20 protein-coding genes are annotated in these 18,751 nt (G+C 46.0%); 18 read left to right on the top strand and 2 right to left on the bottom strand.

Annotated elements, in window-relative coordinates; translation table 11 throughout:
* Positions 1-30: 30 nt before the first annotated feature.
* The 10 genes from AOB49_RS05585 to AOB49_RS05540 all read left to right on the top strand — a co-directional run bounded on the left by AOB49_RS05585 (position 31) and on the right by AOB49_RS05540 (position 9,816).
* On the top strand, positions 31-705 hold the full coding sequence (locus tag AOB49_RS05585) for a phosphoribosylanthranilate isomerase (RefSeq protein ID WP_062308822.1): 675 nt from the start codon (positions 31-33) through the stop codon (positions 703-705).
* Between the two features lie 30 nt (positions 706-735).
* Complete coding sequence (trpB, locus tag AOB49_RS05580; RefSeq protein WP_062308820.1) at positions 736-1,929, top strand: tryptophan synthase subunit beta; 1,194 nt, start codon at positions 736-738, stop codon at positions 1,927-1,929.
* 40 nt (positions 1,930-1,969) lie between these two features.
* Positions 1,970-2,767, top strand: a complete 798-nt coding sequence (gene trpA, locus AOB49_RS05575) for a tryptophan synthase subunit alpha (RefSeq protein WP_062308818.1) — start codon at positions 1,970-1,972, stop codon at positions 2,765-2,767.
* Positions 2,768-2,789: 22 nt separating this feature from the next.
* A complete protein-coding gene (accD, locus tag AOB49_RS05570) occupies positions 2,790-3,677 on the top strand; it encodes an acetyl-CoA carboxylase, carboxyltransferase subunit beta (RefSeq protein ID WP_062308816.1) in 888 nt (295 codons plus the stop codon).
* A gap of 4 nt (positions 3,678-3,681) precedes the next feature.
* Complete coding sequence (gene folC / locus AOB49_RS05565) at positions 3,682-5,007, top strand: bifunctional tetrahydrofolate synthase/dihydrofolate synthase (protein WP_172793396.1); 1,326 nt, start codon at positions 3,682-3,684, stop codon at positions 5,005-5,007.
* A 3-nt stretch (positions 5,008-5,010) separates the two neighbouring features.
* Positions 5,011-5,811 (top strand): SPOR domain-containing protein, encoded by an 801-nt coding sequence (locus AOB49_RS05560; protein ID WP_062308813.1) that lies wholly within the window; start codon positions 5,011-5,013, stop codon positions 5,809-5,811.
* Entirely contained in the window at positions 5,811-6,377 is a 567-nt protein-coding gene (locus tag AOB49_RS05555) for a CvpA family protein (protein WP_062308811.1), read from the top strand. The genes AOB49_RS05560 and AOB49_RS05555 overlap by 1 nt, the downstream gene beginning before the upstream one ends.
* 4 nt (positions 6,378-6,381) lie before the next feature.
* Entirely contained in the window at positions 6,382-7,920 is a 1,539-nt protein-coding gene (purF, locus tag AOB49_RS05550; protein WP_062308809.1) for an amidophosphoribosyltransferase, read from the top strand.
* Positions 7,921-7,989: 69 nt separating this feature from the next.
* The gene (locus AOB49_RS05545) at positions 7,990-9,198 is read left to right on the top strand and encodes an O-succinylhomoserine sulfhydrylase (RefSeq protein WP_062308808.1); all 1,209 of its coding nucleotides are present in this window, start codon (positions 7,990-7,992) and stop codon (positions 9,196-9,198) included.
* Positions 9,199-9,816, top strand: coding sequence for a class I SAM-dependent methyltransferase (locus tag AOB49_RS05540; RefSeq protein ID WP_062308806.1), 618 nt, complete (start codon positions 9,199-9,201; stop codon positions 9,814-9,816).
* A gap of 2 nt (positions 9,817-9,818) precedes the next feature.
* On the opposite strand, the gene AOB49_RS05535 is transcribed toward AOB49_RS05540, so the two are convergent.
* A complete protein-coding gene (locus AOB49_RS05535) occupies positions 9,819-10,931 on the bottom strand; it encodes an ABC transporter ATP-binding protein (RefSeq protein WP_062308804.1) in 1,113 nt (370 codons plus the stop codon).
* The gene (gene modB / locus AOB49_RS05530; RefSeq protein ID WP_062308802.1) at positions 10,931-11,584 is read right to left on the bottom strand and encodes a molybdate ABC transporter permease subunit; all 654 of its coding nucleotides are present in this window, start codon (positions 11,582-11,584) and stop codon (positions 10,931-10,933) included. Before modB ends, AOB49_RS05535 begins: the two co-directional genes overlap by 1 nt.
* A gap of 105 nt (positions 11,585-11,689) precedes the next feature.
* Here modB and AOB49_RS05525 point away from each other — a divergent pair, with 105 nt between their 5' ends.
* From AOB49_RS05525 to soxB, 8 genes are all read left to right on the top strand, one after another.
* Positions 11,690-12,031 (top strand): ArsR/SmtB family transcription factor, encoded by a 342-nt coding sequence (locus AOB49_RS05525; protein ID WP_062308800.1) that lies wholly within the window; start codon positions 11,690-11,692, stop codon positions 12,029-12,031.
* Positions 12,032-12,112: 81 nt separating this feature from the next.
* Entirely contained in the window at positions 12,113-13,468 is a 1,356-nt protein-coding gene (gene soxC / locus AOB49_RS05520) for a sulfite dehydrogenase (RefSeq protein WP_062309353.1), read from the top strand.
* Positions 13,452-14,531, top strand: coding sequence for a c-type cytochrome (locus AOB49_RS05515; protein WP_062308798.1), 1,080 nt, complete (start codon positions 13,452-13,454; stop codon positions 14,529-14,531). The genes soxC and AOB49_RS05515 overlap by 17 nt, the downstream gene beginning before the upstream one ends.
* A gap of 82 nt (positions 14,532-14,613) precedes the next feature.
* Positions 14,614-15,066, top strand: coding sequence for a thiosulfate oxidation carrier protein SoxY (soxY, locus tag AOB49_RS05510; protein ID WP_062308797.1), 453 nt, complete (start codon positions 14,614-14,616; stop codon positions 15,064-15,066).
* Positions 15,067-15,121: 55 nt separating this feature from the next.
* Positions 15,122-15,430 (top strand): thiosulfate oxidation carrier complex protein SoxZ, encoded by a 309-nt coding sequence (soxZ, locus tag AOB49_RS05505; RefSeq protein ID WP_062308795.1) that lies wholly within the window; start codon positions 15,122-15,124, stop codon positions 15,428-15,430.
* A gap of 54 nt (positions 15,431-15,484) precedes the next feature.
* Positions 15,485-16,300 (top strand): sulfur oxidation c-type cytochrome SoxA, encoded by an 816-nt coding sequence (gene soxA / locus AOB49_RS05500; RefSeq protein WP_062308794.1) that lies wholly within the window; start codon positions 15,485-15,487, stop codon positions 16,298-16,300.
* Positions 16,301-16,319: 19 nt separating this feature from the next.
* Positions 16,320-16,958, top strand: coding sequence for a sulfur oxidation c-type cytochrome SoxX (soxX, locus tag AOB49_RS05495; RefSeq protein ID WP_062308792.1), 639 nt, complete (start codon positions 16,320-16,322; stop codon positions 16,956-16,958).
* Positions 16,959-17,002: 44 nt separating this feature from the next.
* Positions 17,003-18,733, top strand: coding sequence for a thiosulfohydrolase SoxB (gene soxB, locus AOB49_RS05490; protein WP_062308790.1), 1,731 nt, complete (start codon positions 17,003-17,005; stop codon positions 18,731-18,733).
* The last annotated feature ends 18 nt before the right edge of the window (positions 18,734-18,751 follow it).

The raw sequence follows: 18,751 nt of genomic DNA, 5'->3' as shown, positions 1-18,751 counted from the left end.
GCATCTGGTCTAAAGCCTTATCATTCCATCATGGGCTTACTTACCTACTCTGCAAATCGAACTCGGATTAAGATCTGCGGCCTAAGAACGCCTGCAGATATCGATTCAGCCGTAGCGGCCGGAGTTGATGCTGTGGGCTTTGTCTTTTATCCGCCAAGCCCAAGAGCGGTAACCCCCAATATCGCCGCCTCATTGATTTCTAGGCTTCCTGCCGGGGTTGATGCCGTTGGACTTGTTGTCAATGCATCTGACGCTCAATTTGAAGCTATCAGAGCTGTGGCACCGATCACTTTGTGGCAATTTCATGGGGATGAACCGCCTGCAGTCTGCCAGCGCTTAGCTCAAGGTCAGCCCTGGATCAAAGCGGCTAGGGTGGGGGGACAATTCGCTTATGACGATTTTTCCATACAATATAGCCAAGCAAATGCCTTTTTGCTCGATGCCCTGGTTGAAGGGTATGGTGGCGGAGGCGTTCCTTTTGATTGGCAGGGGATTCCGCAAGAATGGATAAGCGCAAACGCGCCTCGGGTCGTTTTGAGTGGTGGATTGAACGCGCACAACGTGGGCGAAGCAATTACACGCCTTCATCCTTGCGCAGTTGACGTCTCTAGTGGCGTAGAAATTAGCAAGGGCATTAAAGATCCTGTATTGATGAAGCAGTTTATTGAGGCAGTACGCATCGCAGATGCAACTCCATCACCCTAATATTTGCAGTTCTAATCAAAAGAGGTAGCTATGTACGATAAGCCAGATGCAAGAGGGCACTTCGGTCCTTATGGTGGCGTATTTGTTTCTGAAACATTGATGTTTGCTTTGGATGAGCTCAAAGAGGCTTATGCAAAGTATCAGCATGACCCAGAGTTTTTAGAAGAATTTCATTACGAGTTAAAACACTTCGTTGGTCGTCCATCACCAATTTATCATGCCAAGCGTTGGAGTGAAATGCTTGGCGGTGCTCAGATCTATCTCAAGCGTGAAGACTTAAACCATACTGGCGCACACAAAATTAATAATGTGATCGGTCAGGCCATGCTTGCTAAGCGAATGGGTAAGCCTCGCATTATTGCTGAGACGGGAGCAGGGCAGCATGGTGTCGCTACTGCAACGATTTGCGCTCGATTTGGTTTGGATTGCACTGTCTATCAAGGTGCAGTTGATGTTGCTCGTCAAGCGCAGAATGTATTCCGTATGAAACTGCTTGGCGCAAAAGTAGTTCCTGTGGAGTCTGGAACAAAGACGCTAAAGGATGCTTTAAATGAAGCAATGCGCGACTGGGTTACTAATGTTGATAACACCTTCTACATTATTGGAACGGTAGCTGGCCCACATCCATACCCGATGATGGTACGGGATTTTCAGAGTGTTATTGGTGAAGAGTGCAAAGTGCAGATGCCTGAAATGACTGGTCGTCAGCCGGACTACGTATTGGCTTGTGTTGGCGGTGGATCAAATGCGATGGGCATCTTCCATCCTTATATTGACTATCCAGAGGTCAAATTGATTGGTGTAGAAGCTGCTGGTCACGGTTTGAACAGTGGCCTCCATTCTGCTGCGCTTTGTGTTGGTAAGCCCGGCGTATTGCATGGCAACCGCACCTATCTTTTGCAGGATGAGAATGGCCAAATTTCTGAGACGCACTCTGTCTCTGCAGGCATGGACTATCCAGGTGTTGGGCCTGAGCATGCCTGGTTAAAAGATTCTGGTCGTGCAGAGTATGTTGCAATCACAGATGAGGAGGCTCTCAAAGCATTCCATGATTGCTGTCGCATTGAAGGCATTATTCCTGCGCTCGAATCCTCCCACGCGATTGCTTATGCTTGTAAGTTGGCTGCAACACTTCCAAAAGATCAAACTATTTTGGTGAACCTATCCGGTCGCGGTGATAAAGATATGCACACCGTAGCGCAAGCAACCGGATCAGAGGGTTAAGCTTCACTATTCAAATCAGAATTATTAATCACGAACTGTTATGTCAAAAATTACCACTCTTTTTCAAGAGTTAAAAACATCTGGCAAGAAGGGCCTCATTCCTTTTATTACCGCTGGTGATCCAGATCCAAAGTTAACAGTAGAGTTAATGCATGCAATGGTTCGTGGTGGTGCAAACATTATTGAGCTTGGAGTGCCTTTTTCTGATCCAATGGCAGATGGCCCCGTCATTCAGCGTTCATCAGAGCGAGCCCTTGCTTTAGGTGTCACCTTGCATGGTTGCCTGGACATGGTGAAAGAATTTCGGAAAAATGATGCCAACACTCCAGTGGTGCTAATGGGCTACGCCAATCCAGTCGAGCAAATGGGGGCAGAGCGCTTTGCAATTGAAGCTAAAGCGGCCGGTGTGGATGGTGTTTTGATTGTGGATTACCCTCCAGAGGAATGCGTGGACTTTGCTGCTCGTATGCGGATTGCGGGCGTTGACCCCATCTTCCTTCTGGCGCCTACTTCATCACCTTTACGTATAAAAGAGGCTGCCAAAATAGCTTCTGGTTATATATATTACGTTTCTATGCGTGGGGTCACGGGAGCTTCCCACCTCAATACTCAGGATGTCGCCAGCATCATCCCTAAAATTCGTGAGGAGACCCCCATCCCGATTGCCGTGGGATTTGGCATCAATGATGCTGAAAGTGCTCGTACAGTGTCAAAAACAGCAGATGCAGTCGTCATTGGCAGTCGAATTATTCGCATTTTGGAGGATGCTGCCCCAGGTCAAGCGGTACAATCACTTGAAAACTTCATACGTGAAATTCGCGTCGCTTTAGATAGTTAATGCACTGGATAGTTGAAAACTGATGAGCTGGATTGATAAATTATTACCCCCACAAATCCAACATACGGATCCTGCGAACCGTAAATCGGTTCCTGAGGGCTTATGGGTAAAGTGCCCCAGCTGCGAAACTGTTCTGTATAGCACGGATATCGAAGCTAACTTATCTGTTTGCCCTAAATGCAGTCACCATATGCGTATCGGCGCTCGTCAGCGTCTTGATAGCTTATTAGATCCTAAGGGGCGATATGAGATTGGTGCAGATATTTATCCAACTGACCCTCTCAAATTTAAAGATTCGAAGAAATATCCTGACCGTATCAAAGAGGCCAATGATGCCTCTGGCGAATCTGAGGCGCTAATTGTGTTGGGCGGAAAGATTGAAAGTATCCCTGTTGTAGCTGCCTGTTTTGAGTTTCAGTATATGGGGGGCTCGATGGGTTCGGTAGTTGGCGAGCGTTTTGCCCGTGGAGTTCAAGAGGCGATAGCTAAGAAGTGTGCCTTCATTTGTATTACTGCTACTGGTGGTGCGCGCATGCAGGAGAGCCTGCTCTCACTGTTTCAGATGGCTAAAACCAATTCGATGCTTACCTTACTCTCTAAAAAAGGTTTGCCATATATCAGTGTTTTAACCGATCCCACTATGGGCGGAATCTCCGCCAGCTTCGCTTTTATGGGCGATGTGGTGATGGCTGAACCCAAGGCATTAATTGGCTTTGCGGGACCCCGCGTCATCGAACAAACTGTTCGCGAAAAATTGCCAGAGGGCTTTCAACGTTCTGAGTTCTTGATGCAAAAGGGTGGCATTGACATGATTGTTGACCGTCGTCAAATGCGCGGAGAAATTGCCCGTTTATTGGCGCTGCTCCAGCAGTTACCAGAACCTGCAATTGCGGGTGGCGCGGCTGTTTAGGCGCTTGAGTACCTCACACCAACCCCCCATTCTTTTTTCTAGCCTCTCGGCCTGGCTTGCCTACCTGGAGACCGCCCATCCTGTCGGCATTGACATGGGGCTTGAGCGTATTTCTCGAGTTAAAGAAGCTCTAGGTCTTCATTTTGACTGCCCAGTAATTACCGTAGCTGGAACCAATGGCAAGGGCTCAACCTGCGCCTACTTAGAAAGTATTTTGCTGGCATCTGGTTATAAGGTCGGCTGCCATATGTCACCCCATCTGATCTCGTTTAATGAGCGTGCACGCATCAATGGCGAAGAGGTGAAGGACGGCCTTTTACTTGAGCACTTTACCGCTGTAGAAAACGCTAGGGTGAGCTTAGTTGATGCGCCGACTCTCACCTATTTTGAATTTACCACCTTAGCAATCATGCATTTATTTTCGAATTCGAATTTAGATGCGGTAGTTCTAGAGGTGGGAATGGGTGGGCGCCTAGACGCAGTCAACATAGTAGATGCTGATTGTGCAATTGTGACCAGTATTGATATTGATCACGCGGACTTTTTAGGTGGTACACGTGAAGCTATTGGCTTGGAAAAAGCGGGGATTTTTCGTGCAGGTGCGATTGCAGTTTGCGGTGATCCTGTGCCACCACAATCCTTAATTGATTATGCGGATAAGTTAGGTTGTGATCTATGGTTACAGGGGCGTGATTACAATTTTCAAGGCGATAAACAGCAGTGGGGTTGGGCGGGGCGCCAGAAGCGTTTCAGTGGGTTGGGGTATCCAGCTTTACGTGGCGCCAATCAAATTTTGAATGCTTCTGCGGTTATCGCAGCATTGATGGCTCTTCATCAGCGTCTTCCCGTAAGCGCTCAGGATATTCGGAATGGTTTTGCCTTAGTAGAGCTGCCTGGCCGTTTCCAGGTTCTCCCTGGCCAACCTACTGTGGTGCTTGATGTTGCTCATAATCCTCATGCGGCTGCCACTCTTGGCCAGGGCTTGGATAAGATGGGTTTTCACCCATACACCTATGCTATTTTCGGGGCTATGGCTGACAAGGATATCGCCGGGGTGATTAAGCCCTTGCTCAATGCGGTCGATTTTTGGTTTTGTACGGATTTGCCAACAGCAAGAGCGGCCAGCGCTCAAGACCTGTCCCTTAAGCTCCAAGAGTTGGGTGTGGCGGTCAAGAACGGTGAGGATGGCGGTATTGAATGCTTCCCGGACCCCGCAGCCGCATATCAAAAAGCACTATCCAAAGCCGGTGAGGGTGATAGAATTGTGATCTTCGGATCCTTCTATACCGTTGCCGGCGTAATGGCTTATCGAAACAACCAGGCGCATTGATCCATGATTCGTTTACCAAAGCTTTTTAAGCGAAACCTAGATACTGAAGACCTTGATCAAGGTTCGGTAAGGAGTCGTCGCACTGTTAATAAGTTGGCCCCTAGAAGTTTTCAAAGGGCCCAGGAAAGCGAAGAGCTTGCCTTAACCGAAGATCCAGAACAACAACGTGCGCGCCATCGGCTGATAGGTGCAAGTGTGTTGGTTCTCATTGCCGTCGTTGGTCTACCGCGCATCTTGGATAACACACCTAAATCTGTCAGCAATGATATCGCCGTTAATATCGTAACCAGCCTACCAACCACTAACGCTGCTTCTCCAGTCGTGGAGGAGAAGATCAAGCCTGCGACGTCACCAGAGTTGCCTCCCAAGGAAAAAGAAATTGCCCCTAAAGAGGCCGCCGCCGCACCTGCAACTGAAGCGAAGTCAGAGCTTAAAACAGACACAAAGTCAGCCCCATCACCAACTAAGTCCAGCACTATTGGTTTAGCCGCTGGCGAAGAGGTTGTTGCAGCTCCTGCCGCCAAAGTCAAAGCCGAAGAGGTCCCCAAGAAATTAGCTGGATCGGGTAAGTATGTTATTCAGATTGGCGCTTTCGCCTCCGAGGAGCGTGCTAAAGGGTGGATTGCCAAAATGAAGGATCAAAAGATTCCAAATTATGTGATCAATAAAACTGGATCAGATGGCGTTAAGTTGTATGTATTACGTGCTGGACCGTTTGCTGATAAAGAGGCGGCAGAGGCTGCGGAGAAAAAAGTTAAGGCAATGGGCTTATCTCCACGGCTTGTTGAGGTGGGCACACCCTAATGGAATATTTATCCACCCTAAATTTAACAACGGTGGATTATTTCACCTTGGTAGTCTTGCTGGTTTCCGCATTGGTTGGTATTTCTCGCGGCTTATTTAAAGAGGTGTTAGCTCTTGCATCCTGGTTTGTTGCGGCATGGGTTTCCTATCATTACACCAACTACCTTGCTACTGAATGGCTATCTACTTTTCATATTGATGAGCTCTTAAGTTTAGGTGTGAGTTTCTTGATCTTGTTTATCTTGTCGCTGATCATCTGCGGTTTGCTTGGTAATGTGATTCAAAAAATTATTCTATCTGCCGGCTTGAGTATGACCGACCGTTTTTTAGGGCTGGTATTTGGTTTAGTTCGTGGCGGCTTGGTTGTTGTAGTAATGGCGACTTTGGCGGCCCTAACACCGATACCTCAAAGTGTTGCCTGGCAGAAAGCTATTACGCGTCCTGCGATTGATATGGCAACAGGTCTAATCAAGGGATGGCTACCAGCTGACTGGGCCAAACAATTGGGCGACGCAATGCCTAAAATTACACCAACAGTTACACCTTCATTGACAATAGGGATCTAGGCTTATGTGCGGCGTCGTTGGAACAGTTTCCCACTCCCCGGTTAATCAACTTTTATATGACGCATTACTGCTCTTGCAGCATCGTGGTCAGGATGCGGCTGGTATTGCGACAATGAATGGCAATTCATTCACTATGCACAAAGCCAATGGTTTAGTGCGCGATGTATTTAGAACTCGTAATATGCGTAGCCTAGTTGGCAATGCTGGAATCGGGCAAGTACGCTACCCAACTGCTGGCTCAGCAAGTAGCGAGGAAGAGGCGCAACCCTTTTATGTTAGCGCTCCATACGGAATCATTTTGGCTCATAACGGTAATTTGACAAATGCGCCAAGCTTGCGTGTTGAGATGGCGTATCGTGATCGTCGTCACATTAATACCAGCTCTGATACGGAAGTATTGTTAAATGTCTTAGCAGATGAGTTGCAAAAAGAAACCAATAGTGCCGCCTTAGATGAGGGCGCAATGTTTAACGCGGTAACTGGCGTTACCAAACGCGTTAAGGGCTCTTATGCAGTAGTTTCCTTGATTGCTGGTTACGGTTTATTAGCATTTCGTGACCCATTTGGAATTCGCCCTTTGTGTATTGGACGCATTGACACGCCCAAGGGTCCAGAGTGGATGGTCGCCTCCGAGTCTGTAGCTCTTGAAGGTCTTGGTTTTACATTTGTTCGCGACGTTAATCCAGGCGAAGCAATTTATATCGATTTAGACGGAAATTTCTATTCTCGCCAATGTGTTGTAGACGCAGTGCTTACGCCATGTATTTTTGAATATGTTTATATGGCTCGCCCAGACTCCACTATTGATGGAGTTACTGTCTATAACGTGCGCATGCGCATGGGTGACTATCTTGCTGAGAAGATTCGAAAGGAAACGATTCCTGGTGAAATCGATGTAGTCATGCCGATACCAGATTCAAGCCGCCCAGCCGCTATGCAGGTGGCAAAACGTTTAGGGGTGGATTACCGCGAAGGCTTCTTTAAAAATCGTTATATCGGTAGAACATTCATCATGCCTGGCCAAGCCGTACGTAAAAAGTCCGTGCGCCAGAAGCTCAATGCAATGCGAATTGAGTTCAAGGATAAAACGGTATTAATTGTGGATGACTCTATTGTTCGCGGAACTACATCTTTTGAGATTGTTCAGATGGCGAGAGAGTCAGGTGCTAAAAAAGTAATCTTTGCTTCGGCAGCTCCTCCTGTACGCTTTCCGAATGTCTATGGAATTGATATGCCGACGCGCAGCGAATTGGTTGCCTATGGCAGGACCGATGATGAGATTAATAAGATGATTGGCGCTGATCAGCTGATTTATCAGAGTGTTGAAGATATGAAGCAGGCGGTCAAGGATATCAACCCCAATATTCAGAATTTTGAGGCATCTTGTTTTGATGGGCATTACATCACTGGCGATATCAATGATTCGTATTTGGATGCTTTGGAGGCTGCTCGGAATAGCTCTGAAGCAAAGGCCGACCGTCAACGTGATTCCAGTGATTTTGCTCGCTCACAATTACATTTGCACTTGGCCACCGAAGACTAAAAACAACGCCAGATTTCCTCAGGCCATCAAGCCTGAGGCAAATTGCTAATTCAGTGTCAAAATAGCGGTATGAAGAGTAAAAATACCCGTAAAAAACCAGATTTTTCAAAACTAGCACTAGAAACCATTGCTGTTCGTGCTGGAACTCGTCGTACTGCCGAATTCCAAGAGCATTCTGAGGCGATGTTTTTAACTTCGAGTTTTTGTTTCGATAGTGCAGAGCTTGCTGCTGATGGGTTTGCTCATGCAGATCAAGGCTTTATTTACTCGCGCTTTACCAATCCTACTGTAAGCATGTTTCAGGACAGGTTAGCCGCCCTTGAGGGTGGTGAGGCCTGCATTGCAACCTCATCTGGTATGGCTGCGATTTTGACCATGGCGATGTCACATCTTCAGGCTGGCGACCATGTAGTTTGCTCACGCTCAGTATTTGGCGCAACCATACAATTATTTAGCAATATCTTAGGTCGTTTTGGCATTACTACTACCTATGTAGATTTAGCCGATACCAAGGCCTGGCAGAACGCAGTCCAAGAAAATACCAAACTATTTTATTTGGAAACCCCATCTAACCCCTTAACAGAGATCGCAGATATTAAAGCTATCTCTAAGATTGCAAAAAAAGCTAAAGCATTGTTTGCTGTAGATAACTGCTTTTGCACTCCGGCATTACAAAAACCTTTATCTTTGGGTGCTGATGTGGTGATCCATTCAGCAACAAAGTATCTCGATGGTCAGGGCCGCGTTGTTGGAGGCGCTATTGTTGGTAGCAACGACTTCGTTATGGGGAAGGTTTTTCCATATGTGAGAACAGCGGGGCCAACACTTTCCGCTTTTAATGCTTGGGTTTTTCTTAAAGGCTTAGAAACACTGGAATTGCGCATGAAGCAGCAAAGTCAAAATGCCTTAGCAATTGCTCAGTGGTTGGAAAAGCAACCCGGTGTTGAGCGTGTTTATCACCCCGGTCTTAAGTCTCATCCGCAACATGCTTTGGCTAAACGTCAGCAAAAAGAGGGTGGGGCAATCTTGTCCTTTACTTTAAAGGGCGGAAAGAAGGCTGCATTTAAATTGATTAATCAGACTCGGATTTGTTCTATTACCGCCAACTTAGGTGACACTCGAACAACAATCACCCATCCTGCGACAACAACTCACTGCAGGGTGAGTCCTGAAGCCCGAAAAATAGCAGGCATAACGGATGGCCTCGTTCGCATTGCTGTTGGACTTGAAAATGTTAATGATTTAAAAAATGATTTGATTGGTGGACTGCGTAAGTAGATGGGTTTTTCGGATGCGACCCAATTCTGGAATGAGCGCTTCAATAAGGAGGAGTTCATTTTCGGAAAGGATCCGAATGAATATCTAGTTTCACAATCCAATCCCCATTTAAAAGCTGGCGATTCAGTTCTTTGCATTGCCGATGGAGAAGGGCGTAATGGCGTCTGGCTTGCTAAGCAAGGTATGCATGTGTCCGGATTCGATGTATCGGATATCGCCTTAAATAAAGCGAAGCAATGGGCGATTGATAATCAAGTCAGCATTGATTATTCCTTGTGCGATAGTGATGGATATCACTGGCAGATCAATGCGTATGACGCCATTGTTGCAATTTTTATTCAGTTTGCAGACCCAGCAATGCGCGCTCGTATATTTAAGCAAGTCTATTTATCCCTTAAGCCGGGTGGAATTTTTATTTTGCAAGGTTATACGCCAAAGCAACTTCAATACAAGACTGGTGGCCCATCTTTAATTGAGCACTTGTATACAGAAGAAATGATTCGCGAACTGGCTCAAGAATTCAAGATTCTCGATCTGCGTTGCTATGAGAAGGAATTATCTGAAGGCGCAAGACATGCGGGAATGTCGGCGCTTTTGGGTTTGACGGCACAGAAGTAGTATTAAATGGATTCCTGAAATCTTCTTGGGTCATTAATTGGCCTCAAGGGCATGATATGAATTTGACTACCATCGAATTCAATATGCATCAGCTTGCCGCATTCTATATTGAGTCTTTTGATCTCTGCGGATGAGGCTTCCCACTCAACAGTGTTCTGACTATCCTGAATACGAAATTGCGTAACTGCGATTTGACCAAGGCTGCTCATTGTTTCAACGATTGCTGGAATGCTGGTGCTTGTGGGGTAATTATGTACACTCAAGCCGCTTTGAGGAATAACCCAAGCTACTCGAACATTGGGTGGTATTTTCCCCTTGTCCACTACGGGAAATTTTTCTCCGCAGCCATCCCAACTTAAGCTCCCGGCATTAAAGACGCCATGGAACATATTTCTGATACCTACGAGCTCTGCTACTCTGGAGTTACGAGGCCTTTGGAATAGAGCTCGAGGGCTTGATGTTTGAAGGCTAATCCCTTTATCAATTACGGTAATACGATCTGCCAGCAAGTCGGCTTCCCGCAAATCATGAGTCACCATGAGAATGGGAATATTTAAGTCTCTTCGTAGATCGGCTAATGTCTTGTATAGACTCTGACGTGTTGGTGCATCGATTGCAGAGAAGGGTTCATCAAGCAAAAGCACTTTGGGTTTTCTTGCGAGGGCTCTTGCTAATGCAACCCGTTGTTGTTGACCGCCAGAGAGTTGATTGGGCATTCTGTTGGCTAAATCGGATATACCCATTTGATCTAACCAGCGAAGTGCTGTGGCTTGGCGTTCATTTTTACTCAATCCAGAATTTTGGAGTGGTATACAGACATTCTCCAAGCTGGTGAGGTGAGGAAAAAGGGCATATTGTTGAAAGAGAAATCCGCAAGACCTTGTGGCAGCATCAAGGCATTGGCTTACGCCATTGAATTCATCACCTTGAAACCATACTTGAGAGTCGCACTCGATGAGTCCGAAGCTGGCTTGTCTTAAGCCCGCAATTGTTCTTAATACTGTAGTTTTTCCGCTACCAGATGGGCCTACCAATGCATGTAACTCACCAGGGGCACATTCGAGATTTACCTGGATTGGCATGGGTAGGGCCTGAGCTAGCTTAATTTTGAGCATTAAACCCTTCCTCCGCGCCCATTGGTGGGATTGCGGCCGAAGACTCCATACGATATTCCTATGGCCAGCAGGGAGATAACCAGCAATAGGAGGGCAAGCGCCCCAGCCCCGGTAGTATCGAAGCTCTGAACCTTGTCATAAATTGCAATGGAAACAGTTTTTGTGTCACCAGGTATGGCGCCTCCAACCATGAGCACTACTCCGAACTCTCCAAGGGTATGGGCAAAAGTGAGTACGGCAGCACTGGTAATTCCACGCCAAGCTAGAGGCAGCTCAATGAGTCGAAATATTTGCCAGTTGCCTAGACCGCTGACTTGAGCAGCTTCGCGAATTTCGGGGTTGATGGCTTCAAATGCGCGCTGTATCGGCTGTATAGCAAATGGTAGATTGACAATGAGTGAGGCAATAAGAATGCCAAGAAATGAGAACACCAGGGGAATACCCAAAAAGGTCTTTCCGCTAAAGCCCACTAAAAAATAGTAACCTAGGACGGTGGGAGGCAAAACCAAGGGCAGGGCTAATAGCGCCTCTAACCATGGGCGACTTTTATTTAATTTGACAAGCTTGTGGGCTACCCATATTCCCGGGGGCAATATAAGTACCACAGTCCAAAACGCAAGCTTGAGCGACAGCAGAATTGCATCTATATCCATTTATTTGGATTGTATTGTGTTTGTGACTAGGGTATCTCACTATATAAAGATTCAAGTCTTCGAGGTTCAATATATGCATGTATACGCATATATGCTTATAGGGCAATGAATAGTAAAGCAAAAGTAAAGCAGGCAACCAAGAATCTTTCCGCAAAAGAGATGGAGAAGGTGTTTATTGGGGTTGCTGAATATTTCAATGTTTTATCTGAGCCATCGCGCCTCCGCATTATGTATGCCGTTTGTGGCGGTGAGAAATCTGTCAGCGAAGTGCTCAAACTGTGCGGGTCAAGTCAAGCAAATGTTTCCCGCCATCTTTCAGCACTTTATAAGGCTGGAATACTGGTTAGGCGTAAAGAGGGGGCTACGGTCTATTACTCTATCGCCGATAGTGCGACAGTAGATATGTGTCAAGCAGTGTGCGCCAAGATAGCAGAGAGCTTGCATTAATTTTCTAATGTTTTCATTTCCTCAAGTAGAAATCAGATGACCAATAAGCAACTAGAGATTCATACAAAAGATATTTCAGTGATTGAAAAGCCCAGCAATCGCGCTCGCTTGGTTAGGGCTCCGGAACACTTTCTTTCTCAAGATTTGATCGCAGACATCAATGCCAATGGTTTGGATGAAAAGCGACGCGGCTTTTTGCGAAAAGGTTTTATGTCCGCTCTTGGTGGCGCAACTGCAAGTCTTGCGGCACCCTTTGCGATGGCGTCTGGCGAGGGAGACCCCGCAATTTTAGAAAAACAAGAGTGGCAAACAACTCTCGGTAAGAATGTGGCAACTATGCCATATGGCGTACCATCGATTTACGAGTCTAATTTAATTCGTCGTGAATCGCCAGGCTTAACGAGAGTATCAGCTGCTTCGGTTGCCTTTACGCCGCTGCAGGGTCTATTTGGAACCATCACCCCAAATGGCTTGCATTTTGAAAGACATCATCAAGGTTGGTATAACTTAAATCCTGAGACTCATCGTCTGATGATTAATGGCATGGTTAAAAATCCACGCGTCTTTACTATGAATGACTTGATGAGGCTGCCTTCGGTCTCGCGCACGCATTTTATTGAGTGCGGAGCCAATACTGGACTTGAATGGGGTAATGTTGCTGTACCGACGGTTCAATATACCCACGGCATGCTGTCTTGTTGCGAATTTACTGGCGTACCTTTGAAGGTGCTTCTTGACGAATGTGGCGCTGATTTGAGAAAGGGGAAATTTCTCCTTGCAGAAGGTGGTGATGGCTCTGGAATGACGCGCACTATTAATCTTGAAAGTTGCTTAGAGGACACGATTGTTGCTTGGGCAATGAATGGTGAGATGTTGCGTCCGGAAAATGGATTCCCACTTCGCTTAGTTGTACCTGGTGTTCAAGGCGTTAGCTGGGTTAAGTGGTTGCGTCGCCTCGAAGTTGGAGATATGGCATGGAACTCTAAAGATGAAGCCGTTCACTATATTGAACTCATGCCCAATGGCATTCATCGTCAATACGCCTCCATTCAAGAATGTAAATCTGTTATCACTACCCCATCAGGCGGGCAGCAATTGCTCGATAAGGGTTTTTATAACGTAAGCGGAATGGCTTGGTCAGGTCGTGGAAAGATAAAGCGTGTTGATGTCTCATTTGATGGTGGAAACAATTGGCGTACTGCAAGACTAGAAACGCCTATCCTGACTAAGTCGATCACGCGTTTTAATATCGATTGGATCTGGGATGGTTCTCCTGCGATTCTTCAATCGCGTGCGATGGATGAAACTGGCTATATTCAGCCATCTATTAAGGCACTTCGTGATGTTCGTGGAACGCGTTCGATTTACCATAACAATGCAATTCAGTCCTGGAAATTGGATTCAAACGGCGAGGTGAGCAATGTTCAAGTCGGGTAAATCTATTATTCGCTTAAGTTTTGCGCTCTTATTTTTGGTCGGCGCACATTCTATTTTTGCTCAATCTGGATCTGCAAAATTTCCCGGTATCGGTCGAGTGGCAACTCCAGCTGAGGTTGCTGCATGGGATATAGATGTTCGTCCGGATTTTAAAGGTCTACCAAAAGGGTCGGGTTCGGTAGAAAAAGGTCAGGAAATCTGGGAGGCAAAGTGCGCCAGTTGCCATGGGGTCTTTGGCGAGTCCAACGAAATTTTTACGCCAATTGCTGGCGGCACCACCAGGGATGACGTAAAGACGGGTCAAGTAGCTTCATTAAAGGATATGAAGCAGCCACAAAGAACAACCTTGATGAAGGTGCCAACAGTTTCAACCTTGTGGGATTATATTTATCGCGCCATGCCTTGGAACGCTCCTCGATCACTTACGCCCGATGACACTTACGCCTTAGTGGCCTTTATTTTGAGCTTGGGTGAAATTGTTCCAGATGATTTCGTTCTGAACAATAACAATATTGCCGAAGTCAAAATGCCTAACCGCAATGGCATGACAACAAAGCATGGCTTTTGGAATGTTGCGGGAAAGCCTGATGTCAATGGGAGTGCTTGTATGCATAACTGCGTACCATTTGTTCAGATTGGCTCAACCTTGCCAGAATTTGCCCGCAATGCCCATGAGAATATTGCAGAGCAAAATCGCATGTATGGCCCTTATCGCGGCGCTGACACTACTAAGCCGCCGATTAAGCAGCTACCTGGATCCTCTGGCGCGGGCTTAGCTCATGCTGTAGACACCCATGTCGTTAGCACCAAGGGACCCGCAGCGCTTTTTAAGAACGAGAACTGTTCTGCCTGTCATGCTCCTAATGCAAAGCTGGTGGGGCCTTCTATTGCTGATATTGCCAAGAAATATGACGGTCAGGCGGGTGCTTTAGATAGGCTCATGGCTAAGGTGAAGGCTGGTGGAGCGGGAGTTTGGGGTTCGATTCCAATGCCACCCCAAGCCCAGCTGTCTGATGAGGATCGTAGGACTTTAGTGTCTTGGATGCTATCAGGCGGTAAATAATTGAAAATTAGTAATCTTTTGGCGATTTTGAAGCAAAATAGCTAATGTATTTATAAGGGTAGTGATTAATAAAGGAGTTTTTATGAATCAGCAGCGTCGCAGTCTAATGAAATATTCGGCAGTATTTGGGCTAATGGCCTCAACTGGACTTATCAGCGTAGCGCAAGCGCAAGAGTGGAACAAGGCTGCGTTTGAAGGCAAGAGCTTGGATGATGTTTTTAAAATTCTCGGTGCTGGCAGCCCAGATAAATCATCTGCTGTGACCTTAAATGCTCCTGATATTGCTGAGAATGGCGCCGTGGTACCCGTAGGAATTACAACCACACTTAAAGCTGAGCAAATGGCCATCTTGGTTGAAAAGAATCCAAGCGCCTTAGCTGCTCAGTTCTTTATCCCATCTGGAACAGATTCATTCGTCACTACGCGTATCAAGATGGGTCAAACATCTAATGTTTACGCCTTGGTTAAAGCCGATGGTAAGTGGAATATGGCCGTCAAAGAGGTCAAGGTAACCCTAGGTGGTTGCGGCGGTTAATCTTGTGGTATTCAATTAAATAATTCATTTATATACAGAATAAAAGAGGAACAAAATGGCTGATCCAATGCGCGTAAGAGCTGCTGAAAACGGTGGAACTGTTGATGTAAAAATTTTGATGAAACATGATATGGAATCTGGGCAGCGTAAAGATGCCTCCGGCAAAACTATTCCTGCTTGGTTTATTAGCACGATTAATGTGAAGGCAAATGGCAAAGATGTTTTAAACGGACAATTTGGCCCCGCCGTTTCTAAAGATCCATTCTTGAATTTCAAGTACAAGGGCGCAAAGGGTGACAAGATTACTGTCACCTGGGTTGATAGCAAAGGCGATAAGCGCACTGACGAAGCGACGGCTTCTTAAATTTCTTAGCTTGAATGAATCTTTACCGCCTCCATGGTTTTGAAAGGGTAGCAAATGCAGCATAAATTAACCTTAGGGCTGGCTACAAGTTTTGTAGCCGCTTTATTAACAATGTCATCTTCAGTGTCAGCGCAAAATAGCGCTACAGACGATATTGCAAAATATCGCGAGATGATTGCTGATGGCAACCCTTCGGAGCTATATGAGGCTGCTGGCGAGGATCTTTGGAAAAAACCTGCTGGACCTAAGAATGCCACTCTAGAGAAATGTGATCTAGGTCTTGGTTCGGGCGTTGTTAAAGGTGCAGCGGCGCAGTTGCCGCGCTACTTCAAAGACACTAACAAAGTTCAAGATCTAGAGTCTCGCTTGATGACATGTATGCAAGTTCTCCAGGGTCGTAATCCTCAAGAGATGATTGATGCTCCTTTTCAAAAGGGGCCTAAGAAGGATATGGAGGCCATCGTTGCTTATGTTGTCACGCTTTCTAAGGGTGAAAAAATTAAAGTTAGCACTTCTCATCCAAAAGAAAAAGAAATGTATGACTTAGGTAAGCGCGCCTTCTTCTTTCAAGGCGGCCCAATGGACTTTTCATGCGCTTCCTGCCATGCTGAAAGTGGCAAACGAATTCGCCTGCAGGACTTGCCAAATCTGACCGAACAAAAGGGTGCGGCGATGGGATGGGGGTATTGGCCTGCCTATCGTGTATCTAGCGGTCAGTTCTGGACAATGCAGCAACGTTTAAATGATTGCTATCGTCAACAGCGTTTTCCGTTCCCAATTTACGGATCAGATGTAACAATTGCCTTGTCTATGTATATGGCTAAGACTGCAAATGGTGGCACAGTTGAAACACCAGGCTTAAAGCGTTAATAGATAAGAGATCACAATTATGAAAACTATACAATTCAAAAAACTCTTCGCTATTAGTGGATTGGCTCTCACTGCAATCGTATTTTCTGCTAGCGCATTTGCTCAGCAAAAGAATGATCCAAAGTTCAATAAGATGATGCAAGACAGTTTTAAGGCTGAGGGTATCGCAGGCCTTGATCGTATTGAGCAAGATGCGACTCAGAAGTTTTGTTCTGATCCTAAGTTTGCGAATAGCAAGCAAGGAGAGGCTATGCGCGATAAGATCCAAAAGATAAATATGGATGGCATTAAGCAGCCATCTGATGGTAAATATATTGGTGATTGGAAAAGCGGCGAGAGAATTGCTCAGAGTGGTCGTGGTGCTACATGGACGGATAGTGCGGATACGGTGATTGGTGGGGGTTGCTACAACTGCCACCAAATTGACCCAAAGGAGATCTCCTATGGGAATATTGGCCCGTCCTTATCGGGCTACGGTAAGTTACGCGGCTATTCCCAAGATGTTATTAAATACACCTGGAATCGAATTAATAATTCGAAGGCATATAACGCTTGCAGCAATATGCCCCGTTTCGCGCATTTCAAACTCTTAAATGAAAAGCAAATTCAGGATGTGATGGCATTGCTGTTAGATCCTGAGTCTCCTGTGAATAAATAGCATACATAAACAGGCCGAAAGGCCTGTTTTCTTAAGGAAACACTATGTCTTTAAACCGCCGTGAATTTCTACAAGCTCTCGCTATTGCTTCTGCAGGGGGGATGAGCCTGCAGTCTAATTTTGCCAATGCACAAAGTACTGCGCAAAAATTTTATGACTTGCCCAAGTTTGGCAACGTCCATTTTTTGCACTTTACAGATTGTCACGCGCAACTACTACCGATCTATTTTCGCGAGCCAAATGTTAATCTGGGGATTGGGGCTCAAGAAGGAAAAACGCCGCATTTAGTGGGCGAATTCTTCTTAAAGGCAAATGGTATATCTCCAGGGACACGTGACTCTCATGCCTTTACATATCTTGATTTCGTAGCCGCAGCGCAGAACTACGGCAAGATGGGTGGTTTTGCCCATATGGCAACCCTCATCAAGCAGATTAAGGCAAGTCGTCCAGGAGCATTGTTATTGGATGGTGGTGATACATGGCAAGGCTCCGGAACGGCACTTTGGACCAACGGCCAGGATATGGTCGATGCCGCTCTCGCTCTAGGCGTTGATGTAATGACTCCGCATTGGGAAATGACTCTTGGTGAAAAGCGCGTCATGGAAATTGTGAACGGCGATTTCAAGAGTAAAGTTTCCTTCATTGCGCAAAATATTAAGACCGCAGACTTTGGCGACTCCGTATTTAATCCTTATGTGATGAAGGTTCAAAATGGGATACAAGTCGCCATTATTGGTCAGGCATTCCCATATACGCCCATTGCAAACCCGCGCTACTTTACTCCTGACTGGACATTTGGCATTCAAGAGGAGAATTTGCAAAAAACTATCTCTGAAGTGAGAGGCAAGGGGGCTAAAGTAGTTGTTTTGCTCTCTCACAATGGAATGGACGTCGATTTAAAAATGGCATCCCGTGTGTCTGGTTTAGATGCAATTATGGGCGGTCATACTCATGATGGCGTACCTATTCCAGTAAAGGTGAAAAATTCTGGTGGCGTTACCCTAGTAACAAATGCAGGTTCAAACTCAAAGTTCTTGGGAGTTTTAGATTTTGATGTAAAGGGCGGCAAGCCTGTAGATTTCCGTTACAAGTTATTTCCCATCTTTTCAAATATGATTCCAGCAGATCCGGTGATGAGTAAGCTCATTACTAAATTGAGATCTCCTTACGAGTCTAAGCTCAATGAGAAGTTGGCTACCACAGATGGACTCTTGTATCGGCGAGGTAACTTTAACGGCAGTTTCGATCAATTAATTTTGGATGGATTAATGGCGCAAAAGAATGCAGAGATTGCATTCTCACCCGGCTTTAGATGGGGCACAAGCTTGTTACCGGGGCAGGTCATAACTCGTGAAAATCTGCTCGATCAAACAGCGATTACCTATCCATACACCACGGTAACCAACATGACTGGCGAAACAATCAAGACAATTCTTGAGGATGTAGCTGATAATCTATTTAATCCTGATCCCTATTATCAGCAGGGCGGTGATATGGTTCGCGTGGGCGGTATGAAGTACACGATTGATCCAGTCGCTTCAGCAGGTAAGCGCATTTCAGAAATGACATTAAACGGTAAGTCTATTGAGCCAACGAAGACCTACAAGGTTGCTGGTTGGGCTCCCGTTAGTGAAGAGGCTAAGAATATTGGTGGAGAGCCAATTTGGGATGTTATTGAGCGACATCTGCGTGATGTCAAAGTTGTTAAGGCTGTGAAGCTAAATGAGCCGATCATTAAAGGCGTGAGCAATAATCCAGGGATGGCCTCCCTTTAATCTTTTATTTTTTGAGGT

Origin of the sequence: Polynucleobacter sinensis, from assembly GCF_001595985.1 — a bacterium.
Taxonomy (GTDB): domain Bacteria; phylum Pseudomonadota; class Gammaproteobacteria; order Burkholderiales; family Burkholderiaceae; genus Polynucleobacter; species Polynucleobacter sinensis.
This window is presented reverse-complemented; position numbering and strand designations above follow the sequence as displayed.

Bases quoted from the DNA above. Each gene is read 5' to 3' on its own strand.
- modB (WP_062308802.1), bottom strand. From the start codon at position 11,584: ATGGATATAGATGCAATTCTGCTGTCGCTCAAGCTTGCGTTTTGGACT.
- trpA (WP_062308818.1), top strand. From the start codon at position 1,970: ATGTCAAAAATTACCACTCTTTTTCAAGAGTTAAAAACATCTGGCAAG.
- soxB (WP_062308790.1), top strand. From the start codon at position 17,003: ATGTCTTTAAACCGCCGTGAATTTCTACAAGCTCTCGCTATTGCTTCT.
- AOB49_RS05560 (WP_062308813.1), top strand. From the start codon at position 5,011: ATGATTCGTTTACCAAAGCTTTTTAAGCGAAACCTAGATACTGAAGAC.
- soxA (WP_062308794.1), top strand. From the start codon at position 15,485: ATGCAGCATAAATTAACCTTAGGGCTGGCTACAAGTTTTGTAGCCGCT.
- AOB49_RS05525 (WP_062308800.1), top strand. From the start codon at position 11,690: ATGAATAGTAAAGCAAAAGTAAAGCAGGCAACCAAGAATCTTTCCGCA.
- AOB49_RS05585 (WP_062308822.1), top strand. From the start codon at position 31: ATGGGCTTACTTACCTACTCTGCAAATCGAACTCGGATTAAGATCTGC.
- soxY (WP_062308797.1), top strand. From the start codon at position 14,614: ATGAATCAGCAGCGTCGCAGTCTAATGAAATATTCGGCAGTATTTGGG.
- AOB49_RS05515 (WP_062308798.1), top strand. From the start codon at position 13,452: ATGTTCAAGTCGGGTAAATCTATTATTCGCTTAAGTTTTGCGCTCTTA.
- purF (WP_062308809.1), top strand. From the start codon at position 6,382: ATGTGCGGCGTCGTTGGAACAGTTTCCCACTCCCCGGTTAATCAACTT.
- accD (WP_062308816.1), top strand. From the start codon at position 2,790: ATGAGCTGGATTGATAAATTATTACCCCCACAAATCCAACATACGGAT.
- AOB49_RS05555 (WP_062308811.1), top strand. From the start codon at position 5,811: ATGGAATATTTATCCACCCTAAATTTAACAACGGTGGATTATTTCACC.
- AOB49_RS05545 (WP_062308808.1), top strand. From the start codon at position 7,990: ATGAAGAGTAAAAATACCCGTAAAAAACCAGATTTTTCAAAACTAGCA.
- soxX (WP_062308792.1), top strand. From the start codon at position 16,320: ATGAAAACTATACAATTCAAAAAACTCTTCGCTATTAGTGGATTGGCT.
- AOB49_RS05540 (WP_062308806.1), top strand. From the start codon at position 9,199: ATGGGTTTTTCGGATGCGACCCAATTCTGGAATGAGCGCTTCAATAAG.
- AOB49_RS05535 (WP_062308804.1), bottom strand. From the start codon at position 10,931: ATGCTCAAAATTAAGCTAGCTCAGGCCCTACCCATGCCAATCCAGGTA.
- trpB (WP_062308820.1), top strand. From the start codon at position 736: ATGTACGATAAGCCAGATGCAAGAGGGCACTTCGGTCCTTATGGTGGC.
- soxZ (WP_062308795.1), top strand. From the start codon at position 15,122: ATGGCTGATCCAATGCGCGTAAGAGCTGCTGAAAACGGTGGAACTGTT.